Below are 17,581 nucleotides of genomic sequence, written 5' to 3' on the forward strand. Positions count from 1 at the left end.
TAATGCTTTATCATTTGTCTGATTTGGTCTTTACTTAAAATTCCCATAGAAAAAGTGCGTACCTCCTTGAATGATAGTTTGATTATATCAATTCTAAGGAAGATACACACTTTATTTTACACACTCAAATCCTGCCTTAAGGCAGGATTTTTTAATGTTATTTTTAATAGAGTTAGTTGCTAGGGTGTTCGATTAACTTTTATACATCGCGTTAACCTTTACATAATCGTAGCTTAAGTCGCATCCCCAAGCCGTAGCGGAATGATCTCCCGCTTTGAGATCCACTGTTATGTTGACATACTCTCCTTGGAGTATTTTTTGAGCGTCATCCTCGCTAAAGCCTACCTCCATGCCGTTCTCGGCAATTTTGATCTGGCCTGATTCGTTCTTGAAGTAGATGTCGACTGTGTCAGGATTGAAATCGGCTCCTGAATAGCCAATAGAACACATTATTCTTCCCCAGTTTGTATTGTTGCCGAAGAAGGCCGCCTTTACAAGATTCGACGAGATTACAGATCTGGCACACAGTCTTGCTGTCTCGAGTGAAGGGGCATTTATAATCTGCGCTTCGAGCAGTTTTGTGGCGCCTTCGCCATCGGAAGCTATCATTTTGGCAAGCTCTGTATTTACATAGTCGAGTGCTTTCTTAAACTCGAAATAATCGTCTGATTCTGAAGTTATCATCTCGTTTCCTGCAAGCCCGTTGGCAAGAACAAATGCGGTATCGTTTGTACTGGTGTCCCCGTCCACTGAAATCATGTTGTAGGAATCGTCAACACTTGACTTGAGAGCCTTTGATAGCATCTGCTTGTTTATGCAAACGTCAGTTGCTATGAAAGAGAGCATTGTGCCCATGTTAGGGTGTATCATGCCCGAGCCCTTGGCCATGGCTCCTATAGTCACCTTTTTTCCACCTATGCTTACGCTTACAGCTATTTCCTTGGGGAAGGAATCTGTAGTCATTATCGACTGGGCTGCATCGCTTCCGCCATCTTCAGAAAGTGCACTGCAGGCATTTTCGATACCCGTGAGCACTGTATCCATAGGCAGCTGGATGCCTATTATCCCGGTTGAAGCTACTAGCACATTTTTGGCATCTATGCCAAGGCATGCGGCTGTCTTTTCGGCCATGGCTATGGCGTTGGCCATGCCCTGCTCACCAGTACACGCATTTGCATTGCCGCTGTTTACTATTATAGCCTGCGTTGTTTCGTTTTTTATGTTCTCCATGTCAAACAGCACTGGAGCAGCCTTGACCACGTTGGATGTGAATGTGGCGGCAGAAACCGCAGGCACGCTGCTGTATATTACGCTCATATCCTTTTTGTTCTTTTTAATGCCGCTGGCAATTCCTGAAGCTTTGAATCCGGGCACTGAAGTTACACCTTTGCTTGTCAATATATCCATTGTTTCATCTCCTTTCAAGACTATGGGAATGTAGGGGCGAAATTTATGCCCGTTTTTTCATCAATTCCAAAAATAATATTCATATTCTGGACGGCCTGGCTGGCTGCGCCCTTCATAAGATTGTCTATAGCTGATACGACAACGATTCTGCCAGTCCTTTTGTCTACGGTAAATCCTATATGGCAGAAGTTCGAGGATTTGACCCATCTTGTTTCTGGAACGCCGTCTATTACCTTCACAAAAAATTCGTCACTGTAGAAATCATTGTAAAGCTTCACTATGTCTGATTTGTCACACTTGTCGTTAAGCTTTGCATAGCAAGTCGAGAGTATTCCCCTGTTCATTGGAACAAGATGCGGAGTGAAGCTCATAATTATATCTTCTCCGCCGAGCAATGAGAGTTCCTGCTCAATCTCGGGAGTGTGTCTGTGGCTTCCAAGCTTGTAGGCCTTGATAGACTCGTTGACTTCTGTATATATGTTGGCTATGTCGGCAGACCTTCCGGCTCCTGAGACCCCTGATTTTGAATCCGCAATTATACTATTTGTGTCAATCAGGCGGCCCTTTAGAAGGGGTGCCAATGCAAGTATGATTGAAGTCGGATAGCAGCCAGGGTTGGCAATTATCTTGGCATTTTTGATTGACTCTCTATGCAGCTCAGGAAGGCCATACACAGCTTTTTCAAGAAGGTTGGGGTAGCTGTGCTCAAGCTCGTACCACTCACTGTATGTCTCCTTGCTGCTTATTCTGTAATCGGCGCTTAGATCTATTACCTTTATGCCCCTGTCGTATGCCGCTTTAACCGCATCCATAGACTTGCCGTGAGGAAGTGAGCAGAACAGGACATCAATATTATCAAGCATTTCATAAGCTGTATTTGTAGAGACGCAAGTGTAATCCGCCACGCCCTGATAGTTCTTGTATATGCTTGAAAAAGAGGCGTCCTCATAGCTGTTGGTAGACAAGAAGCTTATTTCAACTTCCGGATGGTTTAAAAGCAGCCATGCAAGCTGCTGCCCCGCATAACCCGTAGAGCCCATAATTCCTGCTTTTATCATTCAAAACATCCTTTCGATAGTATAATTTTTTTTTAAAGCTAAAACTATCAGAACAACGTTAAATTTCGCATGTTCTGTGGTATTAAAATACCCTAATTAGGTTTTAGTAAATCAGACTGCGAGTATAAAAAAAGCCTTCGTCTCTTGTATAAACAAGAAAGAGACGAAGGCTGATTCGCGGTACCACTCTTTTTAAAACGGCAGAAATGCTGCCATTTTATCTCAAAAGCTTTAACGGGCTGACCGGATTTTTCTACTCGAATATGCCTGTGCATACCTTTGGAAAAACCTCTTCATGGATACGTTTCGGCAAAGCTATGTGCCGGGCTCCCACCGCCGCCGGCTCGCTGTACAACAATCACAGTACCTACTCTTCCAATCGCAAGATTTAAATTATAAAGTTTTATTAGTATTGAATGATAAGGCAATTCGTCGTATAAGTCAATACTAAAAAATAATTTTTATGAATATGCATATTTTGGCTGTCAGTGGGAATAGATATCAATGGGGAGCCTATCTGAGAAATTGTATTCGCTGACTGAAAAAATAAAAAATTATTTGTTGACACGTAATATCATGTAATATATAATTGGCTTAAATTAAATGAAATATGCAAGTAAATCAGCGAAAAATTCAATATCATCAAATTCAGTGACGGGGAAAGTAGGTTGTGACAAGGCTCAAAGCGAGCCGGAGAAGGTGGAAGTCCGGCAGTACATCATTTCTGAAACGTACCCCTGAGAAGATTCCTTGAAATCATATCGAGAGTATGGGGATTCGGCTGTGGCCGTTATTTTATTACGAGTGAGTCCGGGCTGCAAAGCAGCGGACTAAAAAGAGTGGTATCACGGAAGGCTTTCGTCTCTTATTTTTATGGTAAGAAGCGCAGGTCTTTTTTTATTACAGCCAATGCAGCAACAGCAAATAAAAAAACCAAATTTCAAAAAATTCTGGAGGTGGCATGATGGATTTTTCTGGTGGCAAGGTTAAAGTACTTACCGAGGCGCTGCCATATATCAAGAAGTTTCAAGACAAAATATTTGTCATAAAATACGGCGGCAGCATAATGAGCAATGAAGAGGCGAAGGACGCATTCATAAAAGATGTGGCGCTGCTTAAACTTGTTGGTATAAACATAGTGCTGGTACATGGAGGCGGTCCTGACATATCAGGCATGCTCAAAAAGCTAAATATACAGACCAAGTTTGTCAAGGGCCTGAGAGTCACAGACCAGCAGACTGTGGAAGTGGTTGAGATGGTGCTCTCGGGCAAGGTTAACAAGGAGCTGGCTTCAAGGCTCTCAAGCCACGGCATAAAGGCAGTTGGAATAAGCGGAAGGGACAGCAACATAGTCACAGCCAAAAAGAAATACCTTGAAGACGGAGATGAGCTCATTGACATCGGCTTTGTCGGTGAGGTTACAAGCATTAACAAGGAGCTCCTCATAGATCTTATCAAGGCGGATTATCTTCCGGTGATATCGCCTGTGGGCTGCGATGAGACAGGTCAGATATACAACGTAAATGCGGACTATGTCGCAGGAGCTATAAGCTCTGTGCTGCAGGCCGAAAAACTGATACTCCTTACAGATGTAAAGGGGCTCTTCAAGGACATACAGGACGAATCGAGCTTCATATCGGAAATTACAGTGCCGGGGATTGTTGAATATATCAGAAGCGGCGTGATAAAGGGCGGCATGATTCCAAAGATGGAGTGCTGCATGCAAAGCATCGAGGAGGGCACTAAGAACATACACCTTGTGAACGGGAATGTCGAGCACAGCCTTTTGCTGGAGATATTCACAAAGGCCGGAATAGGAACAATGGTAAAAGGGGAGGAATAGGAATGCAGAGTCTAAAAGGAAGAAGCTTTCTAAAACTAAAGGATTTTTCAAGCGAGGAAATAGCATACATGCTCGAGCTTTCAAAAAAGCTAAAGCAAAAGAAAAAATCGGGTGAAAAGGGCAGCCTGCTATCAGGCAAAAATATAGTGCTTCTCTTTGAAAAAACATCGACAAGAACAAGATGCGCGTTCGAGGTTGCAGCCTACGACGAGGGCGCAAATGTGACATTCCTGTCCAATTCACAGTTTGGCAAGAAGGAGTCTGTAGAGGATTCGGCAAAAGTGCTGGGAAGATTCTATGACGGAATACAGTTCAGAGGCTTTGAACAGGAAACGGTAAAGATGCTTGCTGACTATTCAGGCGTGCCTGTGTGGAACGGACTTACAGACCTTGCGCACCCCACTCAGACGCTTGCGGATTTCCTGACTATAATGGAGCACGTGGACAAGCCCCTTTCTCAGGTGAAGCTTGTATACGTGGGTGATGCCAGAAACAATGTATGCAATTCCCTTATAGTTGGCAGCGCAAAGATGGGCATGAATTTTGTGGCTTTAGCGCCGAAAGAGCTATGGCCTTCGCCGGAGCTGCTTGAGGAAATGAAGGCAGTATGCGATGAAACCGGTGCAAGCATAAGCGTCACTGACAGCATGGACGACATAGAGGGCGCAGATGCTGTATACACAGATGTTTGGGTTTCTATGGGAGAAGAGGACATGTTCGCGGAGAGAATAAAGCAGCTCCTTCCATACCAGGTGAACATGGAGATGATGAAAAAGATAGGCTCAGACAGCTCCATATTCCTCCACTGCCTCCCTTCCTACCACGACCTTAACACGGAAGTTGGAATGGACGTGTTTGAAAAATTCGGCCTTGAGGAGATGGAAGTGACAGATGAGGTTTTCAGAGCTCCTATGTCCAAGGTGTTCGACCAGGCCGAGAACAGGCTGCACACGATAAAGGCTGTAATGGTAGCGACGCTTTCGGACCAGGAATAAAGGAGCACGGGAATATAAGGTTACTAAGAGATTACGGGGTGATAAATAATGGGGAAGACTAAATTCATGAGCACATACTGCAGGTTCGATTTGACTTTCGAAACAGGCAAGGGTGCCAAACTATACGATTCAAACGGCAAGGAGTATATAGATTTTGTGTCGGGCGTGGCGGTAAACTGCCTTGGGCACTCGCATCCTTCATTGGTCGAGGCAATAAAAACTCAGAGCGAAAAGCTGATACACATATCAAACCTCTACTGGAGCCAGAACCAGATGGACCTTGCAAAAAGGCTGTGTGAGCTGAGCGACCACGACCAGGTTTTCTTTTCAAACAGCGGAGCCGAGGCGGTCGAAACCGCCCTCAAGCTGGCAAAAAAATACGGCAGGATTTCAGGTGGCGAAGCAAAGCATAAGATTCTCTATATGAGCGATTCATTCCACGGCAGGACCATTGGTGCACTGTCGGTGACCGGAAGCTCTGATAACAAGTATCAGAAGGACTTCATGCCTCTGATGCCGGGCACGGTCAGCGTGAAATTCAATGATATTGAAGACCTGAGAGCCAAATTCGACAAGGACGTTTGTGCCGTCATAGTCGAGCCGGTGCAGGGCGAGGGAGGACTTGTTCCTGCTGCGGCAGAGTTCCTGAGCGCGATGAGAAGCTTGTGCGATGAAAATGACGCCGTCCTGATATTCGACGAGGTGCAGTGCGGCATGGGAAGGATGGGCACGATATTCGCATACCAAAGCTTCGGCGTGATTCCCGATGTGATATGCATGGCAAAGGGCCTTGGAGGAGGATTCCCAATAGGCGCCACGCTCGCTGTAAAAAAAGTCGGGGATGCATTCACTTACGGCGACCACGGCTGCACATTCGGCGGCAATCCTCTTGCCTGCGCTGTTGCGCTTGCAGTTCTTAAGGAACTCTCTGAAGGCAAGGTGGCTGAAGGAGTAAATGAAAAGAGCGCCTATTTATACGGAAAGCTTGAGGAACTGGCCAAAACGCACGGTGCCATTGTCGAATTAAGGGGCAAAGGACTGCTTGCGGGCATGCAACTTTCCTGCGACACTTCGCAGTTTGTAAACGGAGCAATAGATAACGGGCTGTTGCTTGCCAAGGCCGGAGGAAATGTGATAAGGCTCATGCCGCCTCTTAACGTTGAAAACAGGGACATGGATGCTGCAATTGAAATAATCGGCAAAGTACTCTCAGAGATGGAGAGCGAATAGAAATTGAAAGAGAAAACCGCGTGCATAGCATGCGGTTTTTGCTGTTATTATTGTAAACTTATGCTATAATTAGTCTTGTTTATAATTTGTTTAAATTATGTTAAGTTGGATTTACATAAAAATAGAAACGAAGGAGTATGCGTTATGAAGATAAAAGCTCCCATCAGAATTGACAGGAAGACAAAGAACCTGGCAAAAAGAATAAGTCCGGGAGAAATTGCAGTAATAAACCACAGAGACATTGACGAGGTGGCCGCCAATTCACTTGTGGAAAAGAAAATAAAGGCCGTCGTAAATGCAGACTTGTCTATAAGCGGCAAATACCCGAACAAGGGGCCTGAGATTCTCAGCGAAAAGGGCATAATACTGATAGACAACGCCGGCATTCACATATTTGAGGTGCTGAAGGAAGAAGACATAATAGAGATTGATGAAGACGGCAGTATTTACAAGGACAGTGAGCTGATAGGCAAGGGCGAGATTCTCAACGAAGACAGGATAAAGGAGTTGCTGGAGATTGCATACGGCAACCTTTCCCAGGAGCTTGAAAACTTCATAGATAACACCATAGAGTACGCGAAGAAGGAAAAAGGTTTCATATTAGGGGACATAGGCATGCCCAAAACATCCGTAGACATGCAGGGCAGGCACGCGCTGGTTGTGGTGAGGGGACAAAACTACAAGGACGACCTGAGCGCCATACTGTCTTATATAGAAGAAGTAAAGCCGGTACTTATAGGCGTGGACGGCGGTGCGGACGCTCTTTTGGAATTTGGCTACAAGCCGGACATAATAGTGGGCGACATGGACAGCGTAAGCGACAAGAGCCTTCAAACCAGCAAGGAGATAATTGTCCACGCGTATCCTGACGGCAGGGCACCTGGACTCAAAAGAGTCGAGGACATAGGCCTGAAGCCCATAGTGTTTCCAGCTATTGGAACAAGCGAGGACATAGCCATGCTCTTGGCATACGAAAATGGTGCGGAGCTGATTGTGGCGCTTGGAACGCATTCTAACATAATAGACTTCCTTGAAAAGGGCAGAAAAGGTATGTCAAGCACATTCCTGGTGCGAATGAAGATTGGCTCCAAGCTCATAGACGCTAAAGGCGTAAGCATGCTCTACAGGAGCCAGCTCAAGATCAAGTATATATGGGGCCTGATAATTGCGGCTCTCTTTCCTGTGTTCATTGTGGCATATCTTTCGCCGCCGATACAGCAAGTGCTCAGGATAATGGAGCTGAAAATGAAATTTTTGATGGACCTGTAAATGAGGAATTGAAAAGGGGAGAAAACAATGCTGATAAATATGAAATACTATATAACTACAATTGGGGCTATTTTCATAGCTCTTGGCATAGGAATACTCATAGGTTTCAATCTCGATGGGGATATTATGATAAGCGAGCAGCAGCTTGAAATGGTGAATAAACTCGAGGAGAAGATTTCAGAGGTAAAGGCACAAAACGAGACGCTTAGCGGAACAATATCAGGCATGGAAAAACAGAGGGCAGATATTGAAAAATATATTGAATACAGCAGCGAACATGTCATAAAGGACAGGCTTGCAGGCAAAAATATTGCAATCATACAGACTACAGAGGACTATTTCTATCCAAATACAGGTGCATTTTTGCAGAAGGCGGGAGGCGGCGTGCCTTTTGAGCTGCTGCTAAAGGACAGCCTTATTAAGGATCTGGATGTACAGGCCTTTAATCAGGAATTCGGCACCTCGTTTGCTACAAGCGCAGACATTGTAAATCATCTTTGCAAGACGATTTTTGAAGAAAAGAACATGGTATTTGCAAATACGCTTGCACAAAAGGGCTATGTCCAGATAAATGCGGGCAGCATGAATCTGAAAAATATTGACGCGGTAGTGATAGAATCGGGCGGAACCAGGGAAGACAAGGAAAAGATGCAGCTCTTCGACGGGAATGTAATAGAATACCTCAAGGGCAAGAATGTCAGGGTTGTGGGCGTTGAAAGAACTGATGTGGAGTTTTCGCATGTGCCTTTCTTCAAAGCTGCAAAAATATCGAGCGTTGACAATGTAAATAATATACTGGGAGAAATTTCTCTTGTGATGGCGCTGGACGGCAAGAGCGGCCATTTCGGAGAGAAGGAAACGGCGGAGGCAATACTTCCGCAAGAGTTAAACTAGGCGAGGTGAAAAGATGCGAATAAGCGTATTGATTCCTGCGTACAACGAGCAGGACAGAATAGGTGCAACACTAGAGGGGATTATTGGCCTCAATTCCATAGACGAGATTGTGGTAGTAGACGACGGTTCTGCAGACCGCACGTATGAGATAGCTTCCTCGTATGAAGGCGTTAGTTCATACAGGCTTGAACAGAACAGGGGCAAGGGTTATGCAGTTAACTTCGGCCTCTCAAAGATAAAGGGTGCGGATATAATAGTATTTCTAGATGCTGATGTAGGCTCGACATCAAGCGAGGTGCAAAAGCTTATTGAACCCATATTAAACGGAGAGTGCGACGTCACTATAGCGGCGTTTCCTCCGGCTGCAAAAAAAGGCGGCTTCGGCATGGTAAAGAGACTGGCAAGGGCTGGCGTGAAACTATTCACAGGCGCCGAACTGAGCGCAACGCTTTCGGGACAAAGAGCGTTCAAGAAAGAAGTACTCGAGATATTCGACACGATACCTTCAGGCTACGGGGTTGAGGTTGGAATGACAATAGACATTCTAAGGAAAGGCTTCAAAGTCAAGGAAGTGCCCGTGTACATGACGCACAACGAAACCGGAAGGGATATAAGCGGCTTCAAGCACAGGGGCAGGCAGTTCTACCATATTTCGGTTATTCTGTTGAAGAAGCTTTTCAATTAGAATGAGGAGGAATGGATTTGACAATCATTTCGTTTATACTTGGATTCATATCGACTAAATTATTCATGGGATTCTTTAAGGGGATGCTGGTGCAGTCAGGCATAGTAAGGCAAAACTATATGGGCACCATGATTCCCGTGGGGATGGGCCTTGTATTTCTGCCCTACATCATAGTAAACGCATGCATAGCCACGTATTTCTTTGATGAAAAGCTTGTGCCCTACTATGTGCTTGGCGTTATAGCTATGAGCCTTGCAGGCGTGGTGGATGACCTTGTGGGCGATAGGAGCTCAAGCGGATTCAAGGGGCATTTCAAGGCGCTCTTCAAGGGCACGCTCACAACAGGGGCGTTCAAGGCACTCTTTGGCGGAGCTGTGGCATTTTTGATATCGCTCTCATTCACAAAGGACATAGGCGAAATAATACTCAACACACTCCTTATAGCGCTGGCGACTAATTTTTTCAATCTGCTGGACCTAAGGCCGGGAAGGGCGCTTAAGGTCTATTCGGCATGCTGCATTCCCGTGCTGATATTATCCTCAGAGATTTCAAGGCTTTTGCTGGGAGGGATGCTCGCTTCGGCGCTGGCTTATTTCTGGGATGACATAAAGGCCAGGACAATGATGGGTGATTCGGGCTCGAATGTACTGGGGGCGTCAATAGGCATAATTGCTGCATATGAGTTTGGGATGTGGACGAAGACAGCCCTCCTTATAGCACTTATACTTGTTCACGCAGTTTCGGAAAAATATTCAATAACAAAGATAATCGAAAACAACAGACTGCTCAACTATATTGACAGGCTCGGGAGGTAATCATATGGACATGCTCAGCAAGAAGCTGGCAGTAGTTAAATCTGTAATAGGCGAATCAGATGAAATGCAGGAGCTGGCAGTACTAGTAGGAGATAAGGACGAGAAGGCCATATCATATATTCCCCTTACAGGAAGGGCAAAGCCGGGGCAAAGCGTGCTGCTTAACACGACAGCTGTGGAGCTGAGCCTAGGCACAGGGGGCTTTCACTTTGTGATAGCTAATCTGGATGAACCTGAATCGAGCATGACTCCGGGCGGGCACATAATGAAGCTAAGATATACGCCATATCAGATAAAATGCATGGCTGTTGAGGAGCAGGACAGCAAGTACCACGAGCAGATGCAGCTTTTCGAGTCCCTAGAGAAGCTGCCTGTTGTCGTTGGAACTCTTCACAGTCAGCTTGTGCCGTTTGCATGCACGGCCAAAAGCCTGATGCCTGCTAAAAGTATAACTTATATAATGACAGACGGGGCGGCGCTTCCAATGTACCTTAGCAAAAATGTAAAGGAACTAAAAAGCAAGGGTCTAATAGATCACACCATAACATGCGGCAACTCCTTCGGGGGCGACTATGAGTGTGTCAATGTATACAGTGCCATGATATTTGCAAAACAGGTGTTGATGTCTGACATGATTTTCATATGCATGGGCCCAGGGATTGTGGGCACGGGCACAAAATACGGCTTTACAGGGATTGAGCAAGCATATATACTTGACGCGGCCGGCAGGCTGGGAGGCACTCCCATAGCTGTTCCTAGAGTCAGCTTTGCCGATAAGAGACAAAGGCACACAGGCATATCGCACCATACTGTGACAGTGCTTCGAGATGCGGTATGCAGCAGAGTGGTTGTTCCTGTAAATGTGCAGGATGGCGAAAAGTTGGCTGTCTTGGAAAAGCAGCTTATGGAAAGTGGTCTGTTGGAGCTGCATGAAATCTATATGGTAAAATCAGACTCCACAAAAGCTTCAATGGATGAATTCGGAATGAAAGTTAAGAGCATGGGCAGGGGTTATGACGAGGACGAGGAGTTTTTCAAATCATCTTCGGGCGCAGCCAGCTACATAGCGGAGGTACTCCTATAATGGTTATAAAAGAAGAGACTATGAACAGCGAGATTATATACAACGGAAAAATAGTTAACCTGAGGATAGACACTGTGGAGCTGCCACAGCAAAAATATTCCAAACGCGAGATTGTTGAACATCCCGGGGGTGTTGCCGTAATAGCCATAACAGATGAGGGCAAGGTGATAATGGTAAGGCAGTATAGAAAAGCTGTAGAGGATGCAGTCCTTGAGATACCTGCCGGAAAGCTTGATCCGGGCGAAGATCCGAGAGAATGCGCTGCAAGAGAGCTCAAGGAGGAAACAGGGTACGAGGCTGATACGCTCGAGCATCTTGTGGACTTTTATTCATCTCCCGGCTTCACTAATGAAAGAATACACATATATCTGGCAAAAGGTCTAAGAGATGGTCTGGCACAACCAGATGAAAATGAGTATATTGATATAGAACTCTACGATATGCAGACACTTTTGGACATGGCATCGAAAAACATGATAAAGGATGCCAAAAGCCTGGTGGCCTTGTTGTATGCAAGCAGTTACAATAGATATCATTGCCAAAAGTGTATTGTTAGGAGATGTATGAATGGAAAAAATTTTGTCGGATTATAAAGAATATATACAGAATGAAAAAGGGCTTTCAAGGAGCACTGTATTTTCATATGAGAATGACTTGAAGAAATACTTTGAATACCTGGAATCGTGCAATATTGATATAATGGATGTCAATGAAAGTGATTTGGAAGGCTTTGTGGCGCACATAAAGACGCTTGCTATTTCGCAGGCCACAGTCTCCAGAATCGTATCGTCCGTAAAATCGATACACGAGTATATGTATGAAGCTAGACTCTCAGGCAGAAACCCTGCAAAAAAAATCAAAAAACCGAAAATAGAAAGAGAACAGACGGCGGATATATTAGTGGAAGAAGAGATTGTCAGGATGCTTTCAATACCTGATATCGATGGCTGTATGGGAATGAGGGACAAGGCTATACTCGAGATAATATATGGAACGGGCATGAAGGTGTCAGAAATAGTATCTCTAAATGTAGACGATGTAGATGTACAAATGGAGTATATAAACTGCGATGGAACAAGGAGCAAAAGAGTCGTCCCGCTTGGACGTTCTGCGCTTGACTGTGTGAATTCCTATATAGAAATAGCCAGACCATCGCTTATAAAGCCGTGCTCCGGAAGCGCTTTATTTCTGAACCTAAAGGGCGACAGGCTTACAAGACAAGGACTTTGGAAGATCATAAAGGGATATGCAAGGGAAGCAGGAATACAAAAGAATGTCACCCCGTCGGTGCTGCGCAATTCCTTTGCAGTTCATATGCTCAGCAACGGTGCAGACATAAGGATTGTAAGCCAGCTGCTTGGAAATTCCAACATTTCATGCCTGCAGCCCTATGTGCAGTCCAGAAAGAATGCCAGGATGGAGCTCAAAAGCAAGCATCCCAGAGGATAAATCTATTGTTGTAAGCTAGCTTTTATAAATAGTATAATATACTAAAAAAACAAGAGGTCAGCCCATGAAAAAGATACTTGTTATTTTGGCTTTAGCAGCAGCATCAGGCGTTGTCATAGCCGCCTTGGCGTTCAACGCATTGACAGGCCCGTATGACAAAGGCAGCAAGGAATACGAGATTGTAGACATTCCACAGGGAGCCTACATTGGAAAAGCTGCCGGCATACTCCATGAAAACAAACTCATAAGGAGCGAGTTGCTATTCAGGGTAGTGGCAAAGCTCGAAGGCGATCCGGGAATAAAAGCAGGAAGATACAAGATATTCAGGTCCTACTCCAACAGCGAAATACTCAGCATGCTCGAGGAAGGCAAGGTATACAACGACAATATTGCCGTCACAATACCCGAAGGCTTTGAAAGCTACAAGATAGCCGAGCGCCTTGAAAAGCTGGGCCTGGCAAATGAGGCCAGGTTTATGGAGCTTGTTGGAAAGCCGGAGGCGTTCGAATCAAAAGTCGATTTCATAAAGAGAGAAGGCTTGAGCAGCCTTGAGGGATATCTTTTCCCAGACACATATTTTTTCAAAAAAGGCACATCTGAGGAAGAAATCATTGAGACCATGCTCAAGAGGTTCGAGCAGGTATACGGCCAAAGCTACCAAAAAAGGCAGCTTGAGCTGGGTAAATCCCTCAATGAGGTGATAAGCATGGCTTCCATAGTCGAGAGGGAGGCCAAAATGGACTCGGAGCGGGATATGGTTTCTGCTGTGTTTTACAACAGACTTAAAATCGGGCAGAGACTCCAGTCGTGCGCTACCGTGCAGTATATCCTCAAGGAGAGAAAACAGAAGCTGTCGGATGCGGATTTGCTGATAGAATCGCCCTACAACACGTACAAGTACGCCGGGCTTCCGCCTGGACCTATCGCATCACCAGGCAAGAAATCAATCGAGGCCGCCTTGTATCCGGCGAACGTGGATTACTTGTATTTCGTTGCAAAAAAGGACGGAAGTCATACTTTTTCGCGGACATACGATGAGCATTTGAAAGCAAAAGCAAAAAACTTTGCGGAATAGGTGGGTGAGAATCCATCTATTTCTTTATGGAAGGATGGTACATTTGAGCAATATTGTAAACGAATCAGTCGAAAGCTATGTGAGGGAATCACTTAAAAGGAGTGAAGGCCTCATGCTCGACATGGAAGCCTATGCGCAGGAGCACAGCGTACCCATAGTTCAAAAGGAAGTGGCACAGCTAATAAATGTGCTGCTGAAGCTGCAAAAGCCCAAGAACATTCTGGAGGTGGGGACAGCCATAGGCTATTCGGCCATACTCATGGCAAAAGCGTCTGGGGAGAGTTGCACTATCACGACGGTAGAGCGCAATCCAATAATGGCCGAGCAGGCCAGGGCGAATATAGAAAAGGCGGGGCTTCAGGGCAGCATAAGGGTGATTGAGGACGATGCGATTGAGGCACTTAAATTGATAGACGGCGAATACGACCTGATATTCATGGATGCTGCCAAGGGCCAGTATATGCAGTTTTACGACATGGTGATAGACAAGCTCAAAGTGGGCGGGCTCCTTATATCTGACAACATACTCTACAAGGGCATGGTGGCTTCGGACGAATTTGCTGTCAGAAGGAAAAAGACGATAATAAAGAGAATGCGCAGCTATATTGACTACATATGCAGCGCGGATTATATTGAAACTAGCGTCATTCCAATAGGAGACGGAGTTGCGCTCAGCTACAAGCTAAGCAATCGAAATGGAAAATAGAAGAGGTGGAAATAATGGATAGAGAACAAATAGAAATACTGGCTCCAGCGGGAGATCTTGAAAAGCTCAAGCTGGCGATAATATATGGAGCGGATGCCGTATATCTTGGCGGAGATAGATTCGGGCTCCGAGCTGCGGCAAAGAATTTTTCGATAAAACAGATAAAGGAAGGGGTAGAATTTGCACACAGCAGAGGCAAGAAGCTTTATGTGACTGTAAATATGATACCCCACAACGAGGATTTTGATGGCCTTGAGGATTATCTCAGGGACCTGCAGCAGGCCGGCGTTGACGCCCTTATAGCTTCTGATCCGGGCGTAATAATGAAGATTAAGGAAGCTGTTCCGGGGATGGAAATACACCTTAGTACGCAGGCCAACAATACAAACTACATGAGCGCACGCTTCTGGCATGCCCAGGGAATAAAGAGGGTAGTTGTAGCAAGGGAGCTTTCTGTGGGTGAAATCGGCGAAATCAGAGCCAACATTCCACCAGATATGGAGATAGAAGCATTTGTGCATGGAGCAATGTGCATATCGTATTCCGGCAGATGTCTCATCAGCAACTACATGACTGGCAAAGACGCCAACAAGGGCGAGTGCAAACACCCATGCAGGTGGAAGTACGCACTGATGGAAGAGACCAGGCCCGGCGAATACTATCCAATATATGAGGACGAAAGAGGGACATTCTTTTTCAATTCCAAGGACCTTTGCCTGATTGAGCACATACCGGAGCTTGTAGAGGCGGGAATAAAGAGCTTTAAGATAGAGGGCAGGATGAAGTCTGCTTACTACGTGGCCACTATAGTAAGAGCCTACAGGATGGCCATAGATGAATACATCAAAGACCCTAAGGGCTGGCAGTTCAAGAGCGAATGGCTTGAGGAACTTGAAAAGGTGAGCCACAGGGGCTTTACAAAGGGTTTCTACTTCAACAAGCCGGGACATGAAGAACACCACTACGGCTCAAGCTCATACGTTAGAAACTACGACTTCATAGGTCTGGTGCAAAGCCGTGACGATGAAAATGGCGAGCTTGTTGTCCAGCAGAGGAACAGATTTTTTTCAGGGGATGAAGTGGAAATAATAGGGCCTGGCGGCGCACTGTTCTATGCCAAGATAGCCGGCATGCGTGATGAAGCCGGAAGCGATATAGAGGTAGCGCCAAGACCAAAGGAGATAATAAGAGTCAAGCTTGACATAGGACTCGAAGGCATAGGGGAAAATTTCATACTCAGGAAAAAAGCCGAATAGAAAAAAGATAGATACACAGTCAGTATACAAGGGGAGAATAGATGAGCGCGAAATCAGAAGTATTAGATAGATTTGAAAAAGCCATAGGGTATGAATTCAGTGACAAGAGGCTTCTGGCTGAAGCCCTGGTGCACAGCTCGTATGCAAATGAAAACAGGCATAAAGGAAGGGTCTGCAATGAAAGGCTGGAATTTCTGGGCGACTCCGTGCTGGGCATAGTTGTAAGCGACTATCTTTTCAAAAATACAGAGCTTCCCGAAGGCGAGCTTACAAAAAAAAGGGCTGCAATAGTCTGCGAAAAATCTCTCAGCGATGCGGGCAATAAAATAGGACTTGGAGGATACCTTTTTCTAGGCAAAGGCGAGGAGGCCACAGGAGGAAGGGAAAGAGCGTCCATACTTGCAGACGCCTTTGAAGCAGTCATCGGAGCAATATATCTTGACAGCGGAATATACGAGGCCTCTATTTTCATAATAAGGCTTCTGGAGGAGACTATAAAAGGGTCCATAGAAGGCAGGATATTCAGAGATCACAAGACTGAGCTGCAGGAGATACTCCAGGGGATAGGAAGCGGAGAAAAGATAAAATATGAGCTTGTGAGCGAATCAGGACCTGACCATAACAAGAAATTCGTGATGGAAGTCAAGTTTGGAGACAGGAGCCTGGGCGCGGGAGAGGGAAAGACCAAGAAGGAAGCAGAGCAGGAGGCAGCAAAAGTAGCTATAGAGAGGTTTGTGTAATGAAAAGAAAGATAATACCCATATTTGTGCCGCACATTGGCTGCCCGCATGATTGCATATTCTGCAATCAAAAGAAGATAACAGGCGCGGGGACTGACGTTACTGCTGAGTCGGCAGAAGAGATAATTAAGGAGCATCTGAGCACAATAGATGCGAAAAACAGCATAGTGGAGATAGCATTCTTTGGAGGAAGTTTCACTGCCATAGAGGAGAGTTTCCAAAGGAGTCTGCTTGCGGTGGCCAGCAGATACAAGAAGGCAGGAATAGTTAGCGACATAAGGCTTTCAACAAGGCCTGATGCCATAGACGGAGAAAGGCTTGCTCTGCTCAGGGAATATGGCGTTACAATAATAGAACTCGGCGTACAATCGCTGGATGGCGAGGTTTTAAGCAAGAGCCTCAGAGGCCATACCAGCGAGGACGTGTTTGCAGCGGCAGCCCTCATAAAGGAATGGGGCTTTACGCTCGGACTCCAGCTTATGGTAGGCCTTCCCGGTGACACTCCTCAAAAATGCATAGATACGGCAAGGAAGTTCATAAAGATGGAGCCGCAGCTTGCCAGGATTTACCCCACACTGGTGGTAAGGGATACGGCGCTCGAGCGGCTTCATGCCCAAGGAGAATACAGGGCGCTTGAAATCGAGGAGACGATTGAAATCTGCAAAAAACTGCTTGTGCTGCTGACCGGAGCAGGTGTGAATGTAATAAGGATAGGACTCCAGCCTACGGAGGAGATATCCATGGGCAATCAGGTGGTTGCAGGGCCGCTGCACCCATCGCTGAGAGAGCGGGTTGAAAGCAGGATATACAGAGACTACATCGAGTCAGCCTTACCTTCAAAAGGGCAGGCTGAGACCATAAGGGTATTTGGTTCAAAGAAAAACATGTCAAAGCTTGTGGGCAATAAAAGGGAAAATATCACCTACCTTAAGAGCATCAGCGCGGCAAGCGTAGAGATGAAGGAGGCAAAAATGGCTGACGACGCCATAGCCATAGAAATAGACGGCGAAAAAAGGATTGTTGACATTTCAACGGTATACCTGGAGCTTGAAAGGATATACTTTTAGGGGGCGTA

General features: G+C 45.7%; 17 protein-coding genes and 2 other annotated features. Of the genes, 15 read left to right on the plus strand and 2 right to left on the minus strand.

The annotated features are described in order from the left end of the window. Positions 1 to 192 precede the first annotated feature (192 nt). Together argJ and argC are read right to left on the minus strand one after the other, a co-directional pair. Positions 193 to 1,407, minus strand: coding sequence for a bifunctional glutamate N-acetyltransferase/amino-acid acetyltransferase ArgJ (gene argJ / locus GT589_RS05320; RefSeq protein WP_293397104.1), 1,215 nt, complete (start codon positions 1,405 to 1,407; stop codon positions 193 to 195). 20 nt (positions 1,408 to 1,427) lie between these two features. Then, positions 1,428 to 2,465 carry an N-acetyl-gamma-glutamyl-phosphate reductase gene (argC, locus tag GT589_RS05325; RefSeq protein ID WP_293397107.1) on the minus strand — a complete coding sequence of 346 codons (1,038 nt, stop codon included), beginning with the start codon at positions 2,463 to 2,465 and terminating at the stop codon, positions 1,428 to 1,430. A 156-nt stretch (positions 2,466 to 2,621) separates the two neighbouring features. Further along, positions 2,622 to 2,857, minus strand: a binding site (T-box leader). A gap of 250 nt (positions 2,858 to 3,107) precedes the next feature. Further along, positions 3,108 to 3,334, plus strand: a binding site (T-box leader). A 95-nt stretch (positions 3,335 to 3,429) separates the two neighbouring features. Between argC and argB the strand changes: the two genes are divergently transcribed. The 15 genes from argB (at position 3,430) to GT589_RS05400 (ending at position 17,573) form a co-directional block, all read left to right on the plus strand. Then, positions 3,430 to 4,308, plus strand: a complete 879-nt coding sequence (gene argB, locus GT589_RS05330) for an acetylglutamate kinase (RefSeq protein WP_293397110.1) — start codon at positions 3,430 to 3,432, stop codon at positions 4,306 to 4,308. Between the two features lie 2 nt (positions 4,309 to 4,310). Further along, positions 4,311 to 5,303: an ornithine carbamoyltransferase gene (gene argF, locus GT589_RS05335; protein WP_293397113.1), complete on the plus strand. Its 993-nt coding sequence runs from the start codon at positions 4,311 to 4,313 to the stop codon at positions 5,301 to 5,303. A gap of 48 nt (positions 5,304 to 5,351) precedes the next feature. Then, entirely contained in the window at positions 5,352 to 6,533 is a 1,182-nt protein-coding gene (locus GT589_RS05340; RefSeq protein WP_293397116.1) for an aspartate aminotransferase family protein, read from the plus strand. A 144-nt stretch (positions 6,534 to 6,677) separates the two neighbouring features. Next, positions 6,678 to 7,802, plus strand: a complete 1,125-nt coding sequence (gene steA, locus GT589_RS05345) for a putative cytokinetic ring protein SteA (protein WP_293397118.1) — start codon at positions 6,678 to 6,680, stop codon at positions 7,800 to 7,802. Between the two features lie 27 nt (positions 7,803 to 7,829). After that, positions 7,830 to 8,696, plus strand: a complete 867-nt coding sequence (locus tag GT589_RS05350; protein ID WP_293397120.1) for a copper transporter — start codon at positions 7,830 to 7,832, stop codon at positions 8,694 to 8,696. Between the two features lie 13 nt (positions 8,697 to 8,709). Then, positions 8,710 to 9,381, plus strand: a complete 672-nt coding sequence (locus GT589_RS05355; RefSeq protein WP_293397122.1) for a glycosyltransferase family 2 protein — start codon at positions 8,710 to 8,712, stop codon at positions 9,379 to 9,381. An 11-nt stretch (positions 9,382 to 9,392) separates the two neighbouring features. Then, on the plus strand, positions 9,393 to 10,196 hold the full coding sequence (locus GT589_RS05360; protein ID WP_442952078.1) for a glycosyl transferase: 804 nt from the start codon (positions 9,393 to 9,395) through the stop codon (positions 10,194 to 10,196). 4 nt (positions 10,197 to 10,200) lie between these two features. Continuing rightward, positions 10,201 to 11,280: a DUF3866 family protein gene (locus GT589_RS05365; protein ID WP_330582862.1), complete on the plus strand. Its 1,080-nt coding sequence runs from the start codon at positions 10,201 to 10,203 to the stop codon at positions 11,278 to 11,280. Beyond that, positions 11,280 to 11,873 carry an NUDIX hydrolase gene (locus GT589_RS05370; RefSeq protein WP_293397126.1) on the plus strand — a complete coding sequence of 198 codons (594 nt, stop codon included), beginning with the start codon at positions 11,280 to 11,282 and terminating at the stop codon, positions 11,871 to 11,873. Before GT589_RS05365 ends, GT589_RS05370 begins: the two co-directional genes overlap by 1 nt. Next, on the plus strand, positions 11,848 to 12,729 hold the full coding sequence (locus GT589_RS05375) for a tyrosine-type recombinase/integrase (protein ID WP_293397129.1): 882 nt from the start codon (positions 11,848 to 11,850) through the stop codon (positions 12,727 to 12,729). The genes GT589_RS05370 and GT589_RS05375 overlap by 26 nt, the downstream gene beginning before the upstream one ends. Before the next feature lie 64 nt (positions 12,730 to 12,793). Continuing rightward, a complete protein-coding gene (gene mltG, locus GT589_RS05380) occupies positions 12,794 to 13,804 on the plus strand; it encodes an endolytic transglycosylase MltG (protein WP_293397132.1) in 1,011 nt (336 codons plus the stop codon). A gap of 43 nt (positions 13,805 to 13,847) precedes the next feature. Continuing rightward, complete coding sequence (locus tag GT589_RS05385; protein ID WP_293397135.1) at positions 13,848 to 14,510, plus strand: O-methyltransferase; 663 nt, start codon at positions 13,848 to 13,850, stop codon at positions 14,508 to 14,510. Between the two features lie 14 nt (positions 14,511 to 14,524). Next, on the plus strand, positions 14,525 to 15,766 hold the full coding sequence (locus GT589_RS05390; protein ID WP_293397138.1) for a peptidase U32 family protein: 1,242 nt from the start codon (positions 14,525 to 14,527) through the stop codon (positions 15,764 to 15,766). A gap of 41 nt (positions 15,767 to 15,807) precedes the next feature. Beyond that, entirely contained in the window at positions 15,808 to 16,506 is a 699-nt protein-coding gene (gene rnc / locus GT589_RS05395) for a ribonuclease III (protein ID WP_293397141.1), read from the plus strand. Further along, positions 16,506 to 17,573 carry an elongator complex protein 3 gene (locus GT589_RS05400; RefSeq protein WP_293397144.1) on the plus strand — a complete coding sequence of 356 codons (1,068 nt, stop codon included), beginning with the start codon at positions 16,506 to 16,508 and terminating at the stop codon, positions 17,571 to 17,573. Before rnc ends, GT589_RS05400 begins: the two co-directional genes overlap by 1 nt. Positions 17,574 to 17,581: the final 8 nt, after the last annotated feature.

This window comes from Peptoclostridium sp. (assembly GCF_009881055.1).
Taxonomy (GTDB): domain Bacteria; phylum Bacillota; class Clostridia; order Peptostreptococcales; family Peptostreptococcaceae; genus Peptoclostridium_A.